24 protein-coding genes and 1 tRNA gene are annotated in these 22383 nt (G+C 71.3%); 10 read left to right on the top strand and 15 right to left on the bottom strand.

What is annotated here, in order from left to right; translation table 11 throughout:
• The first annotated feature begins 5 nt into the window (after window positions 1-5).
• The gene (locus ACWC2T_RS01595) at window positions 6-512 is read left to right on the top strand and encodes a GNAT family N-acetyltransferase (protein WP_450668445.1); all 507 of its coding nucleotides are present in this window, start codon (window positions 6-8) and stop codon (window positions 510-512) included.
• Here the strand turns inward: ACWC2T_RS01595 and ACWC2T_RS01590 are convergent.
• Complete coding sequence (locus tag ACWC2T_RS01590) at window positions 505-2544, bottom strand: DHA2 family efflux MFS transporter permease subunit (RefSeq protein ID WP_450668444.1); 2040 nt, start codon at window positions 2542-2544, stop codon at window positions 505-507. The genes ACWC2T_RS01595 and ACWC2T_RS01590 overlap by 8 nt on opposite strands.
• A gap of 140 nt (window positions 2545-2684) precedes the next feature.
• On the opposite strand from ACWC2T_RS01590, the gene ACWC2T_RS01585 reads away from it, so the two are divergent.
• On the top strand, window positions 2685-3590 hold the full coding sequence (locus ACWC2T_RS01585; RefSeq protein WP_450668443.1) for a peptidoglycan-binding protein: 906 nt from the start codon (window positions 2685-2687) through the stop codon (window positions 3588-3590).
• Between the two features lie 249 nt (window positions 3591-3839).
• Here ACWC2T_RS01585 and ACWC2T_RS01580 read toward each other — a convergent pair whose 3' ends face one another.
• From ACWC2T_RS01580 to ACWC2T_RS01570, 3 genes are all read right to left on the bottom strand, one after another.
• Complete coding sequence (locus ACWC2T_RS01580) at window positions 3840-4508, bottom strand: HAD family hydrolase (RefSeq protein WP_450668442.1); 669 nt, start codon at window positions 4506-4508, stop codon at window positions 3840-3842.
• A gap of 179 nt (window positions 4509-4687) precedes the next feature.
• Window positions 4688-5269, bottom strand: coding sequence for a TMEM165/GDT1 family protein (locus ACWC2T_RS01575; RefSeq protein WP_450668441.1), 582 nt, complete (start codon window positions 5267-5269; stop codon window positions 4688-4690).
• Between the two features lie 297 nt (window positions 5270-5566).
• Window positions 5567-6178, bottom strand: coding sequence for a DedA family protein (locus ACWC2T_RS01570; RefSeq protein WP_450668705.1), 612 nt, complete (start codon window positions 6176-6178; stop codon window positions 5567-5569).
• Between the two features lie 246 nt (window positions 6179-6424).
• On the opposite strand from ACWC2T_RS01570, the gene ACWC2T_RS01565 reads away from it, so the two are divergent.
• Window positions 6425-6958, top strand: a complete 534-nt coding sequence (locus ACWC2T_RS01565) for a superoxide dismutase family protein (protein ID WP_450668440.1) — start codon at window positions 6425-6427, stop codon at window positions 6956-6958.
• 68 nt (window positions 6959-7026) lie between these two features.
• Here the strand turns inward: ACWC2T_RS01565 and ACWC2T_RS01560 are convergent, their stop codons facing one another.
• Window positions 7027-7482 (bottom strand): DoxX family protein, encoded by a 456-nt coding sequence (locus tag ACWC2T_RS01560; RefSeq protein ID WP_450668439.1) that lies wholly within the window; start codon window positions 7480-7482, stop codon window positions 7027-7029.
• Window positions 7483-7724: 242 nt separating this feature from the next.
• A complete protein-coding gene (locus tag ACWC2T_RS01555; RefSeq protein ID WP_450668438.1) occupies window positions 7725-7973 on the bottom strand; it encodes a DUF2277 domain-containing protein in 249 nt (82 codons plus the stop codon).
• 93 nt (window positions 7974-8066) lie between these two features.
• Here ACWC2T_RS01555 and ACWC2T_RS01550 point away from each other — a divergent pair, with 93 nt between their 5' ends.
• Window positions 8067-8978 carry a ketopantoate reductase family protein gene (locus ACWC2T_RS01550; protein ID WP_450668437.1) on the top strand — a complete coding sequence of 304 codons (912 nt, stop codon included), beginning with the start codon at window positions 8067-8069 and terminating at the stop codon, window positions 8976-8978.
• A 102-nt stretch (window positions 8979-9080) separates the two neighbouring features.
• Window positions 9081-9434, top strand: a complete 354-nt coding sequence (locus ACWC2T_RS01545; RefSeq protein WP_450668436.1) for a hypothetical protein — start codon at window positions 9081-9083, stop codon at window positions 9432-9434.
• A 35-nt stretch (window positions 9435-9469) separates the two neighbouring features.
• On the opposite strand, the gene ACWC2T_RS01540 is transcribed toward ACWC2T_RS01545, so the two are convergent.
• A tRNA-Val gene (locus tag ACWC2T_RS01540) sits at window positions 9470-9541 on the bottom strand.
• A gap of 223 nt (window positions 9542-9764) precedes the next feature.
• On the opposite strand from ACWC2T_RS01540, the gene ACWC2T_RS01535 reads away from it, so the two are divergent.
• From ACWC2T_RS01535 to ACWC2T_RS01520, 4 genes are all read left to right on the top strand, one after another.
• Complete coding sequence (locus ACWC2T_RS01535) at window positions 9765-10535, top strand: DUF4097 family beta strand repeat-containing protein (protein ID WP_450668435.1); 771 nt, start codon at window positions 9765-9767, stop codon at window positions 10533-10535.
• Window positions 10536-10607: 72 nt separating this feature from the next.
• On the top strand, window positions 10608-12002 hold the full coding sequence (locus tag ACWC2T_RS01530) for a hypothetical protein (RefSeq protein WP_450668434.1): 1395 nt from the start codon (window positions 10608-10610) through the stop codon (window positions 12000-12002).
• A gap of 98 nt (window positions 12003-12100) precedes the next feature.
• Window positions 12101-12628: a DUF4383 domain-containing protein gene (locus ACWC2T_RS01525; protein WP_450668433.1), complete on the top strand. Its 528-nt coding sequence runs from the start codon at window positions 12101-12103 to the stop codon at window positions 12626-12628.
• A gap of 9 nt (window positions 12629-12637) precedes the next feature.
• Entirely contained in the window at window positions 12638-12859 is a 222-nt protein-coding gene (locus tag ACWC2T_RS01520; RefSeq protein WP_450668432.1) for an FmdB family zinc ribbon protein, read from the top strand.
• Window positions 12860-12863: 4 nt separating this feature from the next.
• Here ACWC2T_RS01520 and ACWC2T_RS01515 read toward each other — a convergent pair whose 3' ends face one another.
• From ACWC2T_RS01515 to ACWC2T_RS01505, 3 genes are read right to left on the bottom strand one after another with little or no spacing between them, the layout of a single operon-like run.
• Window positions 12864-13694: an HAD family hydrolase gene (locus ACWC2T_RS01515; protein ID WP_450668431.1), complete on the bottom strand. Its 831-nt coding sequence runs from the start codon at window positions 13692-13694 to the stop codon at window positions 12864-12866.
• Window positions 13694-16147: a phosphoribosyltransferase gene (locus ACWC2T_RS01510; protein WP_450668430.1), complete on the bottom strand. Its 2454-nt coding sequence runs from the start codon at window positions 16145-16147 to the stop codon at window positions 13694-13696. The genes ACWC2T_RS01515 and ACWC2T_RS01510 overlap by 1 nt, the downstream gene beginning before the upstream one ends.
• On the bottom strand, window positions 16144-17313 hold the full coding sequence (locus ACWC2T_RS01505; protein ID WP_450668429.1) for an HpcH/HpaI aldolase/citrate lyase family protein: 1170 nt from the start codon (window positions 17311-17313) through the stop codon (window positions 16144-16146). Before ACWC2T_RS01505 ends, ACWC2T_RS01510 begins: the two co-directional genes overlap by 4 nt.
• Before the next feature lie 186 nt (window positions 17314-17499).
• Here ACWC2T_RS01505 and ACWC2T_RS01500 point away from each other — a divergent pair, with 186 nt between their 5' ends.
• On the top strand, window positions 17500-18231 hold the full coding sequence (locus ACWC2T_RS01500) for a TerD family protein (RefSeq protein ID WP_450668428.1): 732 nt from the start codon (window positions 17500-17502) through the stop codon (window positions 18229-18231).
• Between the two features lie 15 nt (window positions 18232-18246).
• Here ACWC2T_RS01500 and ACWC2T_RS01495 read toward each other — a convergent pair whose 3' ends face one another.
• The 5 genes from ACWC2T_RS01495 to ACWC2T_RS01475 all read right to left on the bottom strand — a co-directional run bounded on the left by ACWC2T_RS01495 (window position 18247) and on the right by ACWC2T_RS01475 (window position 22276).
• Complete coding sequence (locus ACWC2T_RS01495) at window positions 18247-18981, bottom strand: TerD family protein (RefSeq protein WP_450668427.1); 735 nt, start codon at window positions 18979-18981, stop codon at window positions 18247-18249.
• Window positions 18982-19124: 143 nt separating this feature from the next.
• The gene (locus ACWC2T_RS01490) at window positions 19125-20264 is read right to left on the bottom strand and encodes a DUF475 domain-containing protein (protein ID WP_450668426.1); all 1140 of its coding nucleotides are present in this window, start codon (window positions 20262-20264) and stop codon (window positions 19125-19127) included.
• Window positions 20265-20417: 153 nt separating this feature from the next.
• Window positions 20418-20996, bottom strand: coding sequence for a TerD family protein (locus ACWC2T_RS01485; protein WP_055704056.1), 579 nt, complete (start codon window positions 20994-20996; stop codon window positions 20418-20420).
• 107 nt (window positions 20997-21103) lie between these two features.
• Window positions 21104-21679, bottom strand: coding sequence for a TerD family protein (locus ACWC2T_RS01480; RefSeq protein ID WP_450668425.1), 576 nt, complete (start codon window positions 21677-21679; stop codon window positions 21104-21106).
• A 138-nt stretch (window positions 21680-21817) separates the two neighbouring features.
• Complete coding sequence (locus tag ACWC2T_RS01475; protein ID WP_450668424.1) at window positions 21818-22276, bottom strand: peroxiredoxin; 459 nt, start codon at window positions 22274-22276, stop codon at window positions 21818-21820.
• Between the last annotated feature and the right edge of the window lie 107 nt (window positions 22277-22383).

Genomic DNA, 22383 nt, shown 5'->3' with positions numbered 1-22383 from the left:
CGACAATGGCCGGCATGACGTGGACGATCGCCCCGGAACCGTACGACTCCCCGGTCGCCGCCGCGCTGTGGCGCGCGTACTACACGGAGGTCAGCGACCGCTGGTATCTGCTCCACGAGGGCCGTCGTACCGACCCCGACGAGTTGGAGCGGGAGATCGCGGCCGCCACCGGATCCGAACTGGCGCCTCCCACCGGGCAGTTGCTCATCGGCCGGTACGACGGCGTGCCGGCCGGCTCGGCGGGGGTACGGCTGCTGGAGCCGGACACGGCGGAACTGACCCGGGTGTTCGTGTACGAGCACCTGCGGGGCAGGGGCGGGGCCCCACGACTGGTGGCCGCCGCCGAGGAGGCCGCCCGCCGCCTGGGCGCCCAGCGGCTGGTCCTGGACACCCGCAGCGACCTGGTGGAGGCCCGCGCCCTGTACGCCCGCCTCGGCTACACGGAGACCGGTCCGCACAACGACGACGTCTACGCCGAGCACTGGTTCCGCAAGGAGCTGGCGGTCATCTGACCTTGGCGTCCGCCGCGCTGTGGGGCCGTTCGCGCTCGCTTCCGCACAGTTGGCCGGTGAGTTCCCTGACGAGCTGGGTCAGGTCGGTGGAACGGCCGGGCTTCCACCAGTCGCCGAGGAGTTCGGCGAGGGACTCCTCTCGAGCCTTGGCGAGGTGTTCGGCGACCTCGCGGCCGGAGGGGGTCAAGTACAGGTCCAGGCCCCGGCGTTCGGCCAGACGCCGCTCCTCGACCTGGCGGGCGGCGGCGAGGACGGCCTCGAGCGGGACGGGGCTGCGCTCGGCGAGCACGCCCGGCTCGACGGAGCCGTACTTGCGGATGCGCAGCAGCATCCAGCTGGCGGCGGGCAGCAGGTCGTACCCGGCGCGTTCGGTGATCGTCCGGTAGACCTCGCGGCGGCCCTCGCGGGTGCCGAGCAGGGACAGGGCCCGGCTGCACTCGTCGTAGGAGGACCTCTCGACCGGGTTGGGCGGGATGGTCTCGGAGGCGTCCGGCGCGGTGACCGAGCCGCGCAGCCGGTCCTCCTTCAGGAACCAGGCCAGCGCGAAGCCGAGGAGGGCGACGGGGGCGGCGTAGAGGAAGACGTCGGTGATGGCGGACGCGTATGCGTGCAGGGCCGCAGGGCGCAGGGCGGGCGGCAGGCCGGCGATGCCGCGCGGGTCGGACTTGAGGGCGTTCGCGGACATGCCCGGCGGCAGGCTCACGCCCCGGAAGGCGGCGGCGAGCTTGTCGCCGAGGCGGCTCGCGAAGACCGTGCCGAAGATCGCCACACCGAAGGAGGCGCCGATGGAGCGGAAGAAGGTCGCGCCGGAGGTGGCGACGCCCAGGTCCTCGTACGACACGGCGTTCTGCACGATGAGGACGAGCACCTGCATGACCAGGCCGAGCCCGAGGCCGAAGACGAAGAAGTAGGCGCTCATCACTGCGGTGGAGCTGTGCTCGTCGAGCCGGTGCAGCAGGAGCAGGCCGATGGTGGTGACGGCGGTGCCGGTGAGCGGGAAGACCTTCCAGCGGCCGGTGCGGCTGACGATCTGCCCGGAGATCGTGGACGACAGCAGCAGACCGACGACCATGGGCAGCATGTGCACGCCGGACAGGGTCGGCGAGATGCCGTGCACGACCTGGAGGAAGGTCGGCAGATAGGTCATCGCCCCGAACATGGCGAAGCCGACGATGAAGCTGATGACGGCGGCGAGGGTGAAGGTGCGGATGCCGAACAGCTTCAGCGGCAGCACCGGTTCGGCCGCCCGGCGCTCGACGGCCACGAACGCCACGGCCAGCAGCACGCCCAGCCCGGCGAGCCCGACGATCGGCGTCGACCCCCAGGACCAGGTCGTACCGCCGAGGGAGGCGACGAGGACCAGGCAGGTGGCGACGGAGGCGATGAGGACCGTGCCCAGGTAGTCGATGACGTGGTGGGCGGTGCGGCGCGGGATCTGCAGGGCGGTGGCGATCACGGCGAGCGCGACGACACCGACGGGCAGGTTGACGTAGAACACCCAGCGCCAGCTCAGCTGCTCGGTGAACACCCCGCCGAGCAGCGGGCCCAGCACGCTGGTCGCCCCGAACACGGCCCCGAACAACCCCTGGTAACGCCCGCGTTCACGGGGCGGCACGATGTCGCCGACGATCGCCATGGACAGCACCATCAGTCCGCCGCCGCCCAGGCCCTGCAGCGCGCGGAAACCGATCAGCTGGGGCATGTTCTGCGCCATGCCGCACAGCGCGGAGCCGACGAGGAAGATGACGATGGCGGTCTGGAAGAGCCGCTTGCGGCCGTACTGGTCGCCGAGCTTGCCCCACAGCGGGGTCGCGGCGGTCGAGGCCAGCAAGTAGGCGGTGACCACCCACGACAGGTGCTCGAGACCCCCGAGATCGCTGACGATGGTGGGCAGCGCGGTCGACACGATCGTCTGGTCGAGCGCGGCGAGCAGCAGCCCGAGGAGCAGGGCGCCGATCGAGACGAACACGTTGCCGGAGACGTGCTCGGCGGCCTTGATCTCCTTGTGAGTGCCGTGCGTGTCCAGGGCCATGGAGACCTCCCGGAGCTCGGATGCACTTCTACCATCGTGGTCGGTGTCACCGTTTATGGCCTGTTGAGTCCCGCGTTTCCGGCGGCGGATGCGAAGAAGATGCGCATAGGGTCTGTAGTTCGTGAGGGGAGGGCGAACACGTGAGTGAATCCGATGGACCCGAGGGCCGCGGCTGCCCGGAGTGCGGGGCGCCGAGAGGCCCGGACCTGAGCCCGTCCTGCGACTGCACCGAGCGCGCGGCCGAGGCCCTGCACGAGACCCGCACGGCCGAGGCGGCAGCGGCGGAGGACTTCGATCCGCTGCGGATACGACCGTATGTGCGGGTCGAGCCGGCCGAGACGACGCTGCCGTTACAGCGCCCCGCAGGGCTGCGGGGCCGGGTTCGACATGCGGCAACGGCCGCGCGGGCCCGACCGGCCCCAGCGGCGCCGCACCCGAATGGCGACCCCCCACGGCCGAAACAGCCGAGCAGCCGCCGCGCCCTCCTGTTGTCCGTCGTGGCCGCCGGCCTGGCGACCGTGGGGGCGGCCGGGTTCGCGAGCGGGCTGCTCTCGTATCACATGCCCTCCCGGGACCGGGCGGCCCAGGAGGTCAGACCGAGCGTCCCGGTGGTGAGCACACCCGGCCCGACGGCACCGGCATCCTCCCCCACCCCGCCCCGCTCGCCCCTGCCCTCGCCCCCCGTTCCGGCGAGCCGCCCGAGCCCGTCGGCCACGCCGCCCACGTCCCCCGCCCCGACCCTGTCCGCCACGCCGTCCCGCCCGGCCTCCCCCACCGCCTCTACGGCGACCTTCGCCGCCCCGCGGGCCACGCAGGCCGTCACTCCGGTGCTGCGACGCGGCGACCGGGGTCCGCAGGTGACCGAACTCCAGGAGCGGCTGCGGCAGTTGAACCTCTACGGCGACCAGATCGACGGCGTCTTCACCCGCCCGGTCGAGGACGCCGTACGCACCTACCAACTGGCCCGGGGCATCCAGGGCGACGCCCTGGGGGTGTACGGGCCGGCGACGAGGAAGAGCCTGGAGGCGGAGACGGCCGAGCCGTGAGTGCGGGCGGCGACTCGGGGGTCCAGACTCAGGGGTCCAGGGGGCAGCGCCGCCCTGGCGGGAGTGGGGGCGGCGGGGGCGAATCCCCCCCGCTCCCCCGCGACAGCACCCACCTCGGCGGGCAGCCACGACGACCGTCATCGACGTGCGGCCACAGCTCCGCGCCGGTCGACGTACACACCGCAGCCTCGCGTCAGCCGACGTACAGTCACCGCCCCACGCCGGTCGACGTACAGCCCCAGCCCCGCGTCAGCCGACGTGCAGCCGGATCGATCCGTCACCCGTCGCCTCGACCCGCACGCACGTCAGGTCGGGCACGGTCACGTCGGGGCCGTGCAGACCCGCACGCGGCCCGACCCCCACCACCGTCATTCCCGCGGAGCGCCCCGCCGCGATCCCCGCGCCGGAGTCCTCGAAGACGACACAGTCCGCCGGATCCACGCCGAGTTCGGCGGCGCCCTTCAGAAACCCCTCGGGATCGGGCTTGCTCGCGCCCACCGACTCGGCGGTGACGCGGACCTCCGGCAGCGGTAGCCCGGCGGCGTTCATGCGCGCGGTGGACAGCGGCACGTCGGCGGAGGTCACCAGCGCGTGCGGAAGACCGCGCAGGGAGGCGAGGAAGGCCGAGGCGCCGGGGATCTCGACCACACCGTCCGTGTCGGCGGTCTCCTCGGCCAGCATGCGCGCGTTGTCGGCGAGGTTCTGCTCCATGGGCCGGTCGGGCAGCAGTACGGCCATGGAGGCGTGCCCCTGGCGGCCGTGGACGACCTTCATCACCTCGTCGCCGTCCAGCCCGTGCCGTTCGGCCCAGCGGCGCCAGATGCGCTCGACGACGGCGTCCGAGTTGACGAGGGTGCCGTCCATGTCGAGCAGGAGGGCGCGGGCGGTGAGGACGGTGGGCGCGGTGGTGGCCGTCATCGGCAGCTCCAGGAGGCTCCGGGAAGGAAGGTCCCCTGAGGAAAGCCCTCCGGGGAGGAACAAGGCGGCCCCGCCCGCCGGTCAGGGAAAACGGGCGGGAGCCACTTTGTTTCTCCACGGTACAAAACCCGGGGCGGATCCCGCCACCACCCCGGGCGAAGGTTCACCCATCGTTCAGCTCAGCCGGCCACGGCCTCGTACAGGCTCCACGCACCGAGCGCGAGCATCAGCAGGGCCGCGATCTGCGTGATCAGCCGCAGCGGCACCCTCTTCATCAGGGCCTTTCCGCCGACGATGCCGAGTCCGGCGACGGCCCACAGCCCGAGCACGGCGCCGAGGCCGACGGAGACCGGGTCGTCGTAGCGGGCGGCGAGGTTGGCGGTCATGATCTGGGTGAGATCGCCGAACTCGGCGACGAGGATCAGCATGAAGCCCGTCCCCGCGACCCTCCAGAAGGACTGGTCGGCGGGCTTCTTGATCTCCTCCTCGTCCTCGTCCTTCTTCAGCAGGAGCATCGCGGCACCGCCGAGGAAGAGGACGCCGGTGAGGGCGTGCACGATCTGCTGGGGCAGCAGGGTCAGCACACTGCCGGCCGCGACGGCCAGCACGACGTGCAGCAGGAAGGCGGCGGCGACGCCCGCGAAGACGTAGCTCGCGCGGTAGCGGGTGCCGAGGACGAGGCCGGCGAGCGCGGTCTTGTCCGGCAGTTCGGCGAGGAAGATGACGCCGAAGACGAGCGCCGTCACGGTGATGCTGATCAAGGGTCCTCAATCGGTCGGGGCTGCCCCACCGAGAGTGCGGTACGTCACGCGATGACACCTCGGCACGGCAGCACACTCGGCGTCCGCGCCACCGGGACACGGACGTGCACTGCTTGCCGAAGGTCTCGCTGGCGGTCCCCGAAAACCCGAGGGCCCACCTCCGGGCGCCGGCTCAGGCTGGCTGAGCAGTATGTCGACGGTCCGGCGAAGAGCTACTCCCCTTCTGCGCCGCCCATCGTAAGGGATGTGAAGGTTGCGCGGGAAACGGCGTGGGCAGGGCGGCGGAGGCGCCTGGGCCTACGCCGCCCGGCGGCGCATGAGGTAGCCCGCCGCGGCGCCCGCGGCGAAAAGGGCCGTGAACGAGACGGCCGTGGCCAGCCAGGTCGCGCCGAGCCACTGGGCGCCGTAGTAGCCGAGGGCGACGCTGTAGGCGGCCCAGGTGAGGCCGGCCAGGGCGGACCAGGGAACGAAGTCGCGGGCCCGGCGGTGGGCGGCGCCGGCGCAGAAGGACACGACCGAGCGGCCCGCCGGGGCGAACCGGGCGAGCACGACCAGCGCGCCGCCGCCCCGGGCCAGGGCATCGCCGAGACGTTCCTGCGCGGTGGTCAGCCGCCGGGAGCGGGCGATCGCCCGGTCCAGCCGCGCACCGCCCCGCCAGGCCAGGCGGTACGCCACCAGATCGCCGAGGACCGAGGCGGTCGCCGCGGAGAGGATCAGGGCCAGGAGGTCCGGCACGTCGTGCGGGACGCGGCCGGCCGCCGCGCCGGACCCCGCCGCCGCTGCCGTGCCCGCCGTGATGACGAGCACGCCGCTCGGCAGCACTGGCACGAACACGTCAAGCAGAACGGACACGGCCACCGCGGCATAGATCCACGGTCCGGCGGCCAGTGACCCCACATCCTCGAACACCACGACTCCCGTTGCTCCCCCGTTGACAGCCATACAGCGTACGCCCGGGGTGTGACAGAAGGGGCCTCGGGGGCGAACGAGGACTCAGGCGGGTGTGACGGGCTCCCGGCGCAGCCCGCTCACCCGAACAGCGCACGCTGTGCGGCGGAGCCCTTCCGCGTCCGTAGCAATGGAGACAGGCCTGTCCCGAACTTCAGGCACACATCCGAACGAAACGGCGCGTAAGCGCAGAAAAAGGTGCACATCATGGTGGCAGCCATATATGCGGGCACCCTCGCCGCAGCCCTGTTCGCGACCGGGAGCGCAAGCACCGCCCATGGCTCCTGGCTGGAGACCTCGGGCGTGTTCTCCGCGCCGTCCGCGTCCACCCCGTCGAAGGCAATGGCGTACGACCGGGACCTCGTCCCGGCGGGCGCCCGGATCACGGTCCGCCAGATCACCAGGGCGAACGGTGCCACGAGCGTCGAGCTGCGGGTGACCGGCGTCAAACCCAACCATCTCTTCGGGGTCCACGTCCATCAGAAGGCCTGCGGCGCCGACCCCAAGGCCGCCGGCATGCACTACCAGAACGCGCCCGGCACGGACGCCGCCCACACCACCAAGGACAACGAGATCTGGCTGGACTTCAAGTCCAGTGCGCGCGGCACGGGCAGCGCCGTCGCCAAGCACGGCTGGGCCTTCCGCAAGGGTGAGGCGGGCTCGGTGGTGATCCACAACGAGCCCGGCACCAAGGGGGCCCGGGTGGCCTGCTTCACCGTGCCGTTCCGCGGAACGTCGTAAGCAGGGCCGACCGGAGACGGAACGGCGCCCTTCCCTCCCTCGTGGCGGGGGAAGGGCGCCGTACCGGGTCAGGCGGCTATCGGGGTCTGCCCGGTGGCGGCCCGGTCGTCCGCGGCGGTGCGGCGGACGAACAGCCGGTCGAGGCCGAAGGCGCCGGACCCGGTGAAGACCAGCAGGAAGAAGGACCAGCAGAACAGGACCGACAGCTCGCCGCCGTTCTGTATGGGCCACAGGGCGGCCTGCTGGTGCACGTCGAAGTAGGCGTACGCCATGGAGCCCGAGGCGATCAGCGCGGCCCCGCGGGTGCCGAGGCCGAGGAGCACCAGGGCGCCGGCGGCCAGCTGGATCACGGCCGCGTACCAGCCGGGCCAGGTGCCGGCCGGAATCGTGCCGCCCTGGGTGCCGACGGCACCGCCGAGGACACCGAAGAGCGACGCGGCGCCGTGCACGGCGAAGAGCAGGCCCACGACGATGCGGAAGAGCCCGAGGACATAGGGCTGAGCGGAGTTGAGACGTGCGGTCATGAGGGGGGTTCTCCTCTTCGGTGTCGGTCGGACCGGCTGGGGACGTCCAGGTGGCCGGTCATGGGGGCGGCGGTACCGAATGGAGGACCCAGGTTAGGGCTGCCTAATCAGTGCTTGCAAGTTCAACATTTGGCCATCGCCCGAAAGCGTGACCGAATCCACACCCGGCCCGACCCCCGCGCGGTCACCCAGGGAACCCCTTCCGCGAGCAACCCCAAGGCGAACTTCCTTGCATGCACGGCTTATTGACGACCCATCAGATCGGGATCGGGCCGTACCGACTGCCCCCGCACCTCCAGCCCCCCGAGCAGCTCCGCCGTGGCTTCGGCGATCGCGGCCACCGCGCGGTCGAAGACCTCGCGGTTGTGCGCGGCAGGGGCCCGGAACCCCGAAACCTTGCGCACGTACTGCAACGCGGCGGCGCGGATGTCCTCCTCCGTGGCCTCATCGGGCAGCACGGGCGGACGCAGGGTCTTGATACTCCGGCACATGCCCCCAGTCTCACGCACCCCGCGTCCCGGTGCGATGATCGCGGCGAAGGCGGCCACCGACTCCCGGGGCCGACCGTCGAAAGGAACAGCCGCATGGCGAACCCCTTGGCGAAGAAGATCACCGTGGCCGTGCTCGGCCCCGGCGGCACCGGCGGGCTCCTCGCCGCCCTGCTCGCCCGCTCCGGCCACCGCGTCGTGTGCCTGGCCCAGGACCGCACGGCCGGCACCCTGCGCCGCAGCGGAATCACGGTCCGCAGCCCGCAGTTCGGCGAGTTCACCGCCCCCGTCGAGGCGGACACCGAGCTGCGCGAACCGGTGGACGCCTGCCTGATCGCCGTCAAGCACACCGCGCTGGACGCGGCCCTCACCCGGGTGCCGCCCAAGGCTCTGGGCGACGCCCTCGTCGTACCGCTTCTGAACGGCGTCGAACACCCCGGCCGGCTCCGCGCCCGCTATCACCCCGACCGCGTCGCCCCGGCGGTGATCCGCGTGGAGTCCACCCGGGTCGCCCCCGGCGTGATCGAACACGGCAGCCCGTTCACGGAGCTCGACCTGGCCGGGGACGCCGTACCCCGCCCCCGACTCGAGGAGTTGGCGACCGCCCTCGCGTCCGCCGGCACCACCGCCCGGGTGGTCGAGGACGAAACGGCGGCCCTGTGGGCCAAGATGGCGTTCCTCGCCCCGTTCGCCCTGCTCACCACCCGGTACGGCCTTCCGCTCGGCGAGGCCCGCACCCGGCACCGCGAGGAACTGCAGTCGCTGGTCGCCGAGACCGCCGCGGTCAGCAGCGCCTGCGGCGCCCCCGCCGACCCGGCCCAGGCCCTGGCCCGGTACGACGGCTTCCTGCCCGGCACCAAGTCGTCGATGCAGCGCGACGCCGAGGCGGGCCGCCCGCTCGAACTCGACGCCATCGGCGGCGCGCTGCTCCGCGCGGCGGACCGGCACGGCGTACCGGTACCGGTGACGGCCCGCCTGGTGGGCGAACTACGGGCCGCCGGCCACTGAGCCACGCGCTGCGGGCCGGCCCGCCACCCGTTCGGCTGAACCTCCCCCGAACCCCAGGAACGAACTCGCCACTCAAAATCGAACAGGCGTAGCATTGGCCGTGTGGCAACGACCTATGAATTCCCCAGTGACCTCCGCGCCGGTCAGGAGGAGCTGCATCAGGTCCGGGCCGAGTTGTCGGCCCTGCTCAAGCGCCTGCCCTGGTCGGTCGAGCCGATGGACGGCTTCAGTGACGACACGGGCTGGCGGAAGGTGGAGCGGCCCGCGTCCCCGGGCTGGACGGCGGACGAGCAGGCCGAGGTGGAGAAGCTGCGCCGCCGCGAGCACGAACTCGCGGTGTTCGTGAGCACCCACCGGTTCTGGGCCGAGGTCCCGGCGGCGGACCGCATGGACGCCCGCACCAGGCTGAAGCACGCGCACGAGCAGGGCAGCGAGCAGGCCGGCGAGGAGGAATGACAGAGCCCCCGGCGGCATGGCCGGGGGCTCGACTGTGGGCGCGGACGGTTTCGAACCGCCGACATCCTGCTTGTAAGGCAGGCGCTCTACCCCTGAGCTACGCACCCGGAACCCGGGCTTCGTGCCCAGGACGAGTCGACAGCCTACCTTGCCCGGACCGGTACACCGCAAACCCGTAACGCCGGGCCACGGGCCGTTCACGGGGGTTAACCCCACCCCTGGTCCGGGAGCCTTCCCGATTACCGGCCGGGGCCTGATCACTTACGGTCGTCGTACACCGACACACTCCGGCCGCCGCACCCGGCGAACCGGTTCAGGGGGAGATTCCGCATGGCCCGTTCCGTTGCTGTCCGCGCCGCCGCCATGGCCGCCGTCACAGCAGTGCTCGTCGCGGGGGTGAGCGCCTGCGGCGCCTCCGCCAGTGACGACAAGCACCCCGACCACCGGTCCTTCGCGCTGCACGGCCACACCCTCACCGTCGACTCCGACGACGCGGCACTGGAGATCGTCGCGGCACAGAGCGGCAAGGCGGGTACGGTCCAGGTCACCCGGTGGTTCAAGGGAAGGGTCGTCGTGGGCGGCGACCCCAAGGTGACCTGGTCCTTCCAGGACGACCGGCTGAAGCTGCGCATGCACTGCGACGGGTTCATCGCCGACTGCTCGGCCAAGTACCGGATCGAGGTGCCGCGCGGGACCGGCGTCACGGTCGACGACGGCAACGGCAGCGTGCAGGCGCGCGGTTTCGCCGATCCGCTCCGCCTGCACACCAGCAACGGCTCCGTGCACGTCACCGACTCCACCGGACCGCTGGACCTGCGCTCCGACAACGGCGCGCTCCGCGCGGAGGCCTCCGCACCGCGGGTGCACGCCGAGACCAGCAACGGCTCGGTGGACCTCACCCTCGGCCGCGTGCCGGACCACGTGGACGTCACCTCCGACAACGGCCCGGTGACGGTCGCACTGCCGCACGCCGCGTACCACGTGACGGCGGAGTCGGACAACGGAGGGGTGTCGGTGTCCGCGCCCCGGGACGACAACAGCCCGCACACCGTGTCCGTGCACTCCTCGAACGGGAAGGTCACGGTCCGTACCGCGAACTGACCGGCCCGTGTGTTCGTCTAGTACGAGTGGGAGAATGACACCACCCAGGGCGGACCAACACGGGAGAGGGATGTGACGGCGACACCGGGCACGCCAGCGACGCGGTCGTACCCGCCGTCGACCCCACGGGCCCGGCATGGGTCCACGGCCCTGCGCGACACCCTCACCCTGCTGAGCCTGCCGGTGCTGGCCGCGCTCGCCCTGCCGGCCGCGTTCGCCGGCGGCGGCACCCGGCGCTGGTTCGGCGGCCGGGCGGAGAGCCAGCGGGCCGAGGCGCAGGCCGCGAAGGACGCCGCGGCGGCCGCGTTCTACGAACTGGACACCGCCCAGCGCGACCTGCGGATATCCATCGAGACGATCACGGCCGTGGACGACTCCCCGGCCGCCCGGCGTGCCGCCGGCGACTTCGCGGCGCTCGGGCAGCGGATCGACGAGGTCAGCCGGCGCTACATCCAGGCCGTCGACGCCCATGACCTGGACCGGGACGATCTGGAGGCCGCCGCGGCCTCCCGGGCGCGTGCGGAGCTGACGTCCGCCAGGGACGAGCTGGTCCGGGTCAAGCAGGAGCTGGACCGTTTCGGCAGCTCGCTCGGCCCGCTGCTCGGCAAGGCCGAGACCCAGCTGGCCCGGCTGGCGCCCGCCGTGGAGCGGGCCCGGCAGGCACTGCTGGGCGCGAGCAACGCCCTGGACGCCGTACGGGAGAAGGGCCTGCGGGCCGATGACCTCGCCGGGCGGCTCGCCGCCCTCTCCCCCGAGCTGACCAAGCTGAACCAGGGTGCCGGGCAGCACGGGGTGCAGCAGACCGTGGAGCGGGCCGAGCGGGTGCAGCGGGAGGCCGGGGCGATCCGGGCCGAGGCCGAGCGGCTGCCGGAGAAGGCCGCCGAGATCGACCACCGGCTGGTCAGCCTGCGCACCCGGGCCCAGGCGCTGACCACCAGGGCCGGGCAGGTGGACCCGGTGCTGAGCGAGCTGCGGCGCCGGTTCGCCGCCGCCTGCTGGCAGGACCTGCAGCAGGTCCCCGCGCAGGCCGCGGAGAACGTGCGGCAGGCCGAGCTCAAGCTCCGCGAGGCCCAGGCGGCCCGGGACGCCCAGCGCTGGCCCGACGCCACCTCGCTGCTGTCGACGGTACGGGCCCTGCTGAACGCCACCGACGAGGCCGTGTCGGCCGCCGGTGAGCGGCTGCGGCGGCTGAACGAGGTGCAGAAGGATCCGCAGGCGGAGATCGAGCGGACCCGGTTCGCGATCCGGGACGCCCAGCGGCTGGCCATGACGGGCCGTACGACCCCCGACCCCCGGCACGCCCGGCCGCTGGACGACGCGGTGGGGCGGCTGGAGCGGGCGATCGCTTCGCTGGAGGGCGGCCGGCATCCTGACTTCTGGCACTTCCTGACCGAGACGGACGCGGTCCGGCTGGCCGCCGCTCGGGTGGTGGCCCAGATCCGCGAGGAGCGGGGCGGGGGCCACTGAGCTTCGCCGCGTTGCCGTCCCGTCGGTTGCCGGGCGGCCCGCGGTCGGCGGATATTGGATGGACGGATGGCCTCCGCTAGCGCCCGAGGGAGGCGGACATGGCCACACACGCAGTGCACACGAAGCCGCGGCGGCGGATCGAGTTCGACAAGCATCTGCCCGTCGACCACCGGCTGAACACGATCTACCGGATCGGAGCGGGCCTGATCGGCCTGTTCCTCATCGCCTTCGGCATCCTCGGTGTGATCGACCAGATCGGCTTCTTCAGCACCGGTGGTCACACGGTCGCCGGGCTGAACACCAACGGCGCGCTGAGCGTGCTGTCCATCGTCGTCGGCGGGATCCTGCTGATCGGCATGGTGATCGGCGGGAACGTGGCGTCCACGCTGAACATGGTGTTCGGGGTGCTGTTCCTGCTGAACGGCTTCCTGAACCTCGGCCTGCTGGACACCAAGTACAACTTCCTGGCGTTCCACATCCAGAACGTGTTCTTCAGCTTCATCGTGGGCCTGCTGCTGATGACCTTCGGGATGTACGGCCGGGTCGGCTCGACCCTGCCGCACGACAACCCGTACTGGCGGGCACGCCACCCCGACCCGGGCACCGAGCCTCAGGGCGCCCGTTAATCTGTGCGCATGCCTCGCTACGAGTACCGGTGCCGCACCTGCGGTGACACCTTCGAACTGAGTCGGCCCATGGCCGAGTCCGCCGCCCCTGCGAGCTGCCCCGCGGGGCACGAGGACACGGTGAAGCTGTTGTCGACGGTGGCTGTCGGCGGGAAGGCCGGGACGTCGTCCGCCCCGGCGCCCGCTGCGGGCGGTGGCGGTGGTTGTTGCGGCGGGGGCTGCTGCGGCTAGCCGCCTACGGGGCTGCCGTGCGGGTGGCTGCCGTGCGGGTCGCCTTCAGGAACTCCCGTACGATCCTCTCCCCCGCCAGCACCCCCCGCTCCGGCAGTGCGCTGACCTGTGGCGCCGCCCAGTCCGTGTCGGCCAGTTCGCCATGTCCCGGGCGCCAGCCCCGGTCGGCCGCGAGGAGCAGGTCGGCGTCCAGCAGGGAGTCACCCGCCGCCAGTGTCAGCTCCGCGCCGGTGCGGCGGGCGATCTCCCGTACCGCCGCGCTCTTGGTGAGCGGCTTGGGGACGGCGTAGACCTTGCGGCCCTGCAGTGAGACGGTCCAGCCGCGGTTCTCCGCCCACACCGCCAGCTCCTTCACCCACTCCTCGGGCAGCAGCTCGCGCTCCACGACGAGGTAGGCGAACAGGTCCTCGGCGATGCGGTGCTTGCGCACCCAGACGGGGTCGGCCGCCCTCAGCAGGTGCTCGCGCACTTCGGCCAGCGGTGCGCACTCGTCCGCGAGACGGGCCTGCACGCCCGCGTGCCAGTCGGTGTCCGTCGTCCCGTCGACCAGCAGATGGCCGCCGTTGGCGCAGATCGCGTACTTCGGGGGCGGGCCGGGGAGGTTGATCCGCTGGTACTGCTTGCGCGTCCGGGTCGTCGTCGGCACGAAGACGGCCGTGTCGCCGAGGTCGGTCAGCAGCTGGGCCGCCGTCTCGGTCAGGTAGGAGAGCGGTCGGCTCTCGTGGACCTCGACGCACAGCAGCCGGGGCGCCCGCGCATCCGGCATGGTCAGCGCGAGGGCCGCCGAGGAGTAGATCAGCGTGCGGTCGAGGTCGCTCGCCACCAGCACCGGCATCAGACGTTCACCGCCCTGCCGTCGGCACCCGTCGCACCGCGCGTGTACTGGGGGTGGATCAACCCCACGCAGGTGTACGGCAGTTCACCGACCTCCTCGACGGGAACGCCCCGCTGTTCGGCGAGCAGGCGTACGTGGTCGAGATCCGCGCCGGCCCCTTCGCGGGCCAGGATCTTCCAGGGCACCCGGCGCAGCAGCACCCGCGTGGTCTCACCGACGCCGGGCTTGACGAGGTTGACGTCGTGGATGCCGTACTCCTCGCTGATCCGCTCGACGGCCCGCCAGCCGGCCCAGGTCGGCGCGCGGTCCTCGGCCATCAGCTCCTTGACCGCGGTACCGACGGCGTCGGCGACCTCCGGGAAGCGGGCGGAGACGGCGTCCAGGAAGGCCACGGAGACGTCGGCGCCGGCGAGTTCGCGGTAGAACTTCGCGCCGTGGAAGTCGTCCGGACCGACCAGGTCCGCCCGCAGCACCGTGCGGGAGATCAGGCCGGAGACGGTCGAGTTGAGGCAGGCGGAGGGTATGAGGAAGTCCTCGCGGGTGCCGTAGGTGCGCACACAGGAACCCGGGTCGGCGAGCACGGCGATCTCCGGGTCGAAGCCGGTGATGCCCTCCTTCGCCTCGAACTCCTCGACGGCCTGGGCGAGTTCGCGGGTGATGGCGCCCTTGCCGGTCCAGCCGTCGACGAACACGACGTCCTGCGGGTCGTGATGGGCGGCGAGCCAGCGCAGCGCGCCCGCGTCAATGCCCCGACCACGCACGATCGACACCGCGTAGTGCGGCAGGTCGAGGCCGTGGCGGAACCGGGCCCAGCGGCGCATCAGGATGCCGACCGGCGTGCCCGCGCGGGCCAGCGAGACCAGCACCGGCCGCGGTGACCGTTCGGCGATGACGGCCTCGGTCACCACGCCGACCGCCTGCGCGATCCGGGCGGCGGAGGCGTCGAGCGCCGTGTGGAACAGCTCCTGGTACTGCTCGCTCGGCTGGTACTCCACCGGCAGCGACTCGGCGTAGTGCGCGCCGCCGCTCTGGATGGCCTCCTCCCGCTCCTCGGTCGGCGCCTCCAGCGTGACGTCGGAGAGGTCCTGGAGCAGCCAGCCGACCTCCTCCGGGGCGTACGAGGAGAATGCGGGGCCGCGGAGGGGCTCGGGCAGCATGGCCGGCCTTTCGGAAGCGTGCGGGACGTACGACGGGACGACCGCGAGCAGGACGTGGGGGGTATGGGCGGCGAGCCGGGCCAGGAGGCCGTCGGGGGCGTGCAGGGCGGGGGTGTCGGCGACGGAGTCGACCACGGCGACGACGGCGTCGAAGCCGCCGCCCGCGACGTTGTAGGCGTACCTCTCGCCGGGGCCGTCGGCCGGGTCGTCGTGGGCCGGGAAGACCAGGCGGGTACGGATCGCGTACCCGGGGTCGTCCAGCGCGAGGACGGGGGAGCGGGTGGTGGTCGAGAACCGCACCTCGACGCCCGTGGCCTGCGCCTCCAGCTCCCGGGCGAGCCGCAGCGGGGCGTACATCAGCTCCTCGAAGCCGAGGACGAGGACGCGACGGGCGCCGGGGGGCAGGGCGTCGCCCATCCGGGCCGCCATCTCGGGGAGCGCGGCTTCGAGGCGGGCACGGTGGGCGGGGGTGAAGCCGTGCCGGCCGCCGTCGGGGAGGCCGGGGGGCCAGTGGAGGTCCGTGCGGGTGACACGGCCGTACGACGCTCCGGGCGAGTCGGGCCGCTGATCATGCTCGGCGACCAACTGCTGCCCCTGCTCCAGCACGTCCTTCGGCAGCCGTACCGTCCCGGAGGCGGTGGCGACCAAGTCCACCCGGGCGCCGATCCCGGCGGCGAATCGTTCCATCCGGGCGGCGTCCTCGGGCGAGCGCATGTCGACCAGAGCGACCACGACATATCGCTTGCGTGGATGGCGTTCGTGCAGCTCACGGATGGTGTTCAGGACCGTGTTCCCGGTGGAGAACTCGTCGTCGACCAGGACCAGTGGTCCCTGACCGGACAGCAGCTCCGGATCCTCGGGAAGCAGCAGATGCGACGTGGCATGCGAGTGCGACTCCTCGAACCCGCCCGCCCGGGCGACCCCGGTCACCGGTCGACGCGTGGAGTGCAGATACGGCGCCGTGCCGAGCCCGTCGGCGACCGCGTGGCCCAGCCCGGTCGCGGTCTCCGCGTATCCCAGGACCACCGCGTTCCGCGCCTCGGCCGCGGAGAGCAGCTCGGCGACCCGGCGACCGAGCCGGAAGCCATGGCCGTAGACCGCCGTCGGCGACTGCGGAACGTGCTTGCCGAGCACGTTCGAGACCAGCAGATGCGCCCGCTTGGGATTGCGCCGCAGGGCGAGGCCGAGCAGGCCCCGCAGGCCGTCGTCCGGGCCGTCGTCCCCCACGAGTTCGACCCCGAGCCGCTCGGCGACCCAGCTGCCGGACCAGACCCCGTCGTTCACTGCGTTCTTCATGCGTTCCTTGTTCCCGCGGCGAGCAGCTCCACGAAGCCGACGTCCTCGTGAGCCACGCCGAAGGCCTCGGCGCGCAGCAGGGTCCGCTCGGCCCAGGCGCGGTGCGGCTTCACCTCGTTCATCTTGTTCGTGTAGGCCGACCGGAGTACACCCCCGCCGCCGCGTTCGGGCCGCAGGATGTCCTGGGCGTCGCTGTACTCCTCGTGGCTGACCACGGACAGCGCGTGGACGGGCAGTACGTGGGAGGGGTGGATGCAGGTCTTGCCGAGCAGGCCGTTGGCCTGGTCGAGGGAGATCTCCCGCAGCAGTCCGTCCATGGCGTGCTCGATCAGCCTCTCGCGCAGTTCGACGGCCTGCCCCTCCAGGAAGGGGCTCTGCCTCAGCTGCGGCTTGAACATGCGCTCGGAGACCCGGAAGTACTCCCACACGGGCCCGGTCACGGTGAACCCGGTGCCGTCGGCCCGGCCCAGCATGTTCACGACGTCGGCGATCACCGAGGCGACGACCTGGACGTCGTAGGCGGTCATGTCGGGGGCGCGGCGCAGGCCGTAGGAGGAGCAGAAGTCGGTCACGCCGAGGCGCAGGGCGAGGACCCGGTCGCGGTACTTGTCGACCGCGCGGGCGATGCCCTCCAGGGTGTCCACGCGGGACTCGCGGTAGAGCAGCTCGGGGGACTCCAGGACGGGCATGGCGAACAGCCGGCGGCCGCTGACCGCCTCGGCGGCCGCCAGGGCCTCCAGGAAGGGGATGCCGCGCTCCTCGGTGAACTTCGGCAGCACGAATCCGGACAGCAGCCGCACGGACGGGCCGAGGCGCCGTACGAGGTCGGGTATCTGCTCGGGGGCGCGTACCCGGACGAACAGCAGCGGCGGCTCGACGCCGGGCCGGGCGGCCAGGTCGGCGAACTGGCGGACCAGGTTCTCCTCGCCGGCCACCACGTCCGCGTCGTCGATCGAGTCCTCCAGGCACAGCACCATCGAGACCACGCCGTTCCCGGCCTGCTTGACGATGTCGTCGGCGAGCCGCGGCCGGGTTGCCGGGCTGTACAGGGTGGCGCCGAGGGCGGCGGCGAGCAGCCGGGCCGGAGAGTCGGCGCTGAACGCGCACGGCTCCCGGTGGAAGAGGCGCTGCCGCACCTCGGGGGCGATGTGCCCGAAATGACGCATAGGACTCCCTCAGGGCGCTGGCCCGAGTCTCTGTGTTCGGTAAAGGGTGGCCGGTAATAGTACGTAGGGATCCATGTCCGGGGTTCCCAGCGGGCATGAATTTCCGGTAACTCGCCCGTGTCGGCGGCGCACGGGGACGCCACCCCCGCATTGTCGTGACCAGGACCGAGAAGGCAGGATGACCGCATGACGCACGCGATGCTGAAGGGGTCGAACGTCCCGCTGGAAGCCGACACGGTCCGCGCCGTGCTGCGCTGGACGCCCGGGCAGGAGGTCCCGGACGTGGACGCATCGGCGCTGCTGCTGGGTCCCGACGGCCGTGTGCGCTCCGACGAGGACTTCGTCTTCTACAACCAGCCCCGGCACCCCTCCGGAAAGGTGTGGCGGCTGGGCAAGAAGCGCGTCGCCGAGGGGCTGACCGACACGATCCAGACGGACCTGCCCGGTGTCGAGCCGGACGTCGGCCGGATCCTGCTGGTCGCGTCCGCGGACGGGGTGACCTTCGACCGGGTGCCGGGACTGTGCATCCTGCTGTACGACGCCGCGGTCGCCGACGCCGAGCCGCTGGCCCGGTTCGAGATCAAGCCGGAGACGGGTGCGGAGACGGCCCTGATCTGCGGTGAGCTGTACCGGCGCGGGGAGGTCTGGAAGTTCCGCGCGCTGGGCGAGGGGTATTCGAACGGGCTGAAGGGGCTCGCCACGGACTTCGGGATCTCGGTGGACGAGGGGGAGCCTCCGGCGGCTCTGCCCGAGCCGCCGACCTCCGCCGTGCCGCAGCAGCCGCCCGCGTACGGCTATCCGCAGCCGGCCTCGGCTCCGCCGGCGTACGGGTATCCCCAGCCGGTGCCGGCGGCTGTGGGGCCGGTGGATCCGAACTTCCGGTTGCCTCCGCAGGGGCCGCAGTTCATCGGGCGGTGAGCAGGGCCTTCCGCCTCACCTGTCGACCTTGGTCTTGTAGCCCCGCCCCCACTGCAGTCCCCACCCGTACAGCCGGTCCAGCTCTCCCTGGAAGCCGTAGACGAACTTGACCTCGCGGCGGACGAGCAGTTCGCCCTTGAGGTTCTCGATCAGCACCACCGCGCAGGAGCGGGCCTGGGGATGGCGTTCGTCGAGGCCTATCTCGATGCGGGGGCCGTTGCTGGGGTACAGGGTGACGATGGCGTGGGTGCGGTCGAAGGCGGGGGTCTGGTCGTAGATGTAGACGAAGACCAGCAGGCGCTTGATGGCGTCGCGATGGTCGAGGTTGATGTACATCGTCTCGCCGGACGCCGAGCCGAACCGGTCGTCGCCGCTGAGCTTGATGTACGGCGGTGCGTTGACGTCTCCGAGGTAGTTGCCGAGCGGCTGGACGACGCCCTTGGTGCCGTCGGTCAGTTCGTACAGGCAGCCCAGGTCGAGGTCGACGTTGACCATGCTCTGGCCGTGGCCGAGGACCTCCGGTGGCCTGAGGGCCTTGAAGGGGTGCCTCAGCAGGCTGGTGCGCTGGTTGCCGTCGAAGTCGGAGGTGCGCATCCGCCAGGTGAGGTTGATACGCAGGTGGCCGGTGGCCGCGTCCTGTTTGTTCAGGGACACCGTCTGGTGCCGCCTGGTGAGTTCGATGGTGTTCGTCGAGTTGCCCGCGTCGAAGTCGGCCGCGTTGGCGCCCCGCAGCCCGTCGAAGAAACCCATTCCCGCCCCCAGGTGTTCACGTACTCGTTCACCACGCCGTCGGGGCGGCCGAGCGCGTCGGCCGCCCCGATTCAGAGCGTTCCTCGCCGGGCGGCGTGCCACACCCCGTCACGACCCGGATCTGTCCCGTAGGGGACCGGGGCTCACACCCCTGAGGAGACCTCGGCCCGCTCGTCGGTGCCCTCGCCCTCGGCCGCGAGGGCGCGGTTGCGGCGGACGGAGGACCAGAAGGACAGGGCGATCAGGACGACGCCGACGAGACCGGTGATGACCTCGTTGATCTCGTACTGGATGGTGACCATGAGGATCACGGCCAGTGCGCCGATGGCGTAGTGGGCGCCGTGCTCCAGGAAGACGTAGTCGTCGAGGGTGCCCTGGCGGACCAGGTAGACCGTGAGCGAGCGGACGTACATGGCGCCGATACCGAGACCGAGGGCCATCATCACGATGTCGTTGGTGATGGCGAAGGCGCCGATCACGCCGTCGAAGGAGAAGGACGCGTCCAGGACCTCCAGGTAGAGGAACATGAAGAACGCGGCCTGGCCGGCCAGCAGCACCGCCGACTTCTTCTTGCCGGTGCGGGCGGCCTCTTCCTCCTCCTCGTGCTCGCGCTCCTCCTCTTCCTCCAGCCGGTCCTCGAAGTACCCGGACAGACCGCCGACGATCATGTAGGTGATCAGGCCGGCGATACCGGCGATCAGGACCGTCTGCGCCTTGTCGGCGTGGGCGCCGCCGTGCTGGTGGGCCTGGGTGGCGAAGGTGAAGGAGGTGATCAGCAGGACGATCAGCGAGACGCAGACCGACAGCATGTCGATCTTGCCGAGCTTCGCCAGCGGTCGCTCCAGCCACTGCAGCCACTGGATGTCCCGGTCCTCGAAGATGAAGTCCAGGAAGATCATCAGCAGGAACATTCCGCCGAACGCGGCGATCGCCGGGTGGGCGTCGGTGACCAGCTGCTGGTAGCGGTCCTTGTCGGCGAAGGCCAGGTGGACCGCGTCGACGGGGTTGAGCTTGGCGGTGAGGGCGACGATCACGACGGGGAAGACCAGCCGCATGCCGAACACCGCGATGAGAACGCCGACCGTGAGGAAGATCTTCTGCCAGAAGGCGTTCATCTTCTTCAGGATGCCGGCGTTGACCACCGCGTTGTCGAACGACAGCGAGATCTCGAGGATGGCCAGGATCGCCACGACGCCGAAGGCCTCCCACCCCCCGTAGAAGACCGCGGCGACCAGGCCGAGCGCGGTGACCGCGAACGACCAGCCGAAGGTTTTCAGAAGCACTGGCTACCCAATCGTGTCAGTACGGGGCTCCCCCGCGCCGTACTCGGCTTTACTAAACGTTGACCCAGTGTAGAGGGACACGCGGTCGGCGGTACCGTCGAGGGCGACCCTCACCGAAAAGCCACAGCACAGACCTGGCGGGAAAGCGCCTCGCTACGAGACGTTCACGCCGAAGTCGAGGGCGATGCCGCGCAGGCCCGACGCATATCCCTGGCCGACGGCGCGGAACTTCCATTCGCCCTGGTAGCGGTACAGCTCGCCGAAGATCATGGCGGTCTCGGTGGAGGCGTCCTCACTGAGGTCGTAGCGGGCCAGTTCCTGGCCGTCGGCCTGGTTCACGACCCGGATGAAGGCGTTGGAGACCTGGCCGAAGGTCTGGCCGCGCTCGTCGGCCATGTGGATGGAGACGGGGAAGACGATCTTCTCGCAGTGGGCCGGCACCTTGGTGAGGTCCACGAGGATGGTCTCGTCGTCGCCCTCGCCCTCACCGGTGAGGTTGTCGCCGGTGTGCTCGACCGAGCCGTCGGGGCTCTTGAGCTGGTTGTAGAAGACGAACCACTCGTCGCCCAGGACGCGGTTGCCGGCGCCGCACAGCAGCGCGCTGGCGTCCAGGTCGAAGGGGGCGCCGGTGGTGGACCGCGCGTCCCAGCCGAGCCCGATCGTGACGTTCGTGAGGTTCGGTGCGGCCTTGGAGAGGGAGACGTTGCCTCCCTTGGCGAGTGTGACGCCCATGATGCTGGTCCTCCCCTAGTGGTGCTTTCCCTGGTTGTCCTGCGCGTCCGGCGCCGCCCGTAAACGGTGCGGCGCCGGACGGTGCAGGTGTCGTGACCCTGCCGGGATCAGACGTTGACGCCGAAGTCCTGTGCGATGCCGCGCAGGCCCGAGGCGTAGCCCTGGCCGATCGCGCGGAACTTCCACTCCGCGCCGTGCCGGTACAGCTCGCCGAAGACCATGGCGGTCTCGGTGGAGGCGTCCTCACTGAGGTCGTAGCGGGCGATCTCCGAGCCGCCGGCCTGGTTCACCACGCGGATGTAGGCGTTGCGGACCTGGCCGAAGGACTGCTGGCGGTTGTCGGCGTCGTAGATCGAGACCGGGAAGACGATCTTCTCGACGTCGGCCGGGACGCCGGCGAGGTTGACCTTGATCACCTCGTCGTCGCCCTCGCCCTCACCGGTGAGGTTGTCGCCCGTGTGCTCGACCGAGCCGTCCGGGCTCTTGAGGTTGTTGAAGAAGACGAAGTGCTGGTCGCTGACGACCTTGCCGGAGTTGTTCAGCAGCAGCGCACTGGCGTCGAGATCGAAGTCGGCGCCGGTCGTGGTGCGGGCGTCCCAGCCCAGACCGACGAGGACCGCGGTCAGGCCCGGCGCCTCCTTCGTCAGCGATACGTTGCCGCCCTTGCTGAGGCTGACTCCCACGGGTCCTCCATGTGGTGTCCAGGGGCGGGGAGCCCCGTCGTGCTTCGGATATGGGATCAACGAACCGATCCTAGTGACGGGTTCCCGCCCCCCGCAGACCCTGGAGCCGGAGAATCCCAGGTGTCGGCCACGGTCGGCCTACAGGGTGTCGAGCGCCTTCACGTAGTCGTTCAGGTCGCGCGCGTCCGGCAGGCCGTTGACCACGGTCCACCGCACGACGCCCTCCTTGTCGATGATGAAGGTGCCCCGGACGGCGCATCCCTTGTCCTCGTCGAAGACGCCGTACGCGCGCGAGACGTTGCCGTGCGGCCAGAAGTCGCTGAGCAGCGGGTACTCCAGGCCCTCCTGCTCGGCGAAGACACGCAGGGTGTGGATGGAGTCGTTGGAGACGGCGAGCAGCTGCGTGTCGCGGCCTTCGAACTTCGGCAGGTTGTCGCGCAGCTCGCACAGCTCGCCGGTGCAGACGCCGGTGAAGGCGAAGGGGTAGAAGAGCAGGACCACGTTCTTCTCGCCGCGGAAGTCCGAGAGCTTCACGGCCTTGCCGTGGTTGTCCTTGAGCTCGAAGTCGGGCGCCTTGTCGCCGACCTGGATCGCCATCGTCGTGCATCCCTTCGGTGGGCCGTTCGGGTCGAGCGCACAGCAAAGCGCTCGGATCCACCCTACGCAGCGATCACCGGGGGCTTCCGGACGGGCCGGGCGAAGCC

Source organism: Streptomyces sp. NPDC001393 (genome assembly GCF_053597455.1).
This window is presented reverse-complemented; position numbering and strand designations above follow the sequence as displayed.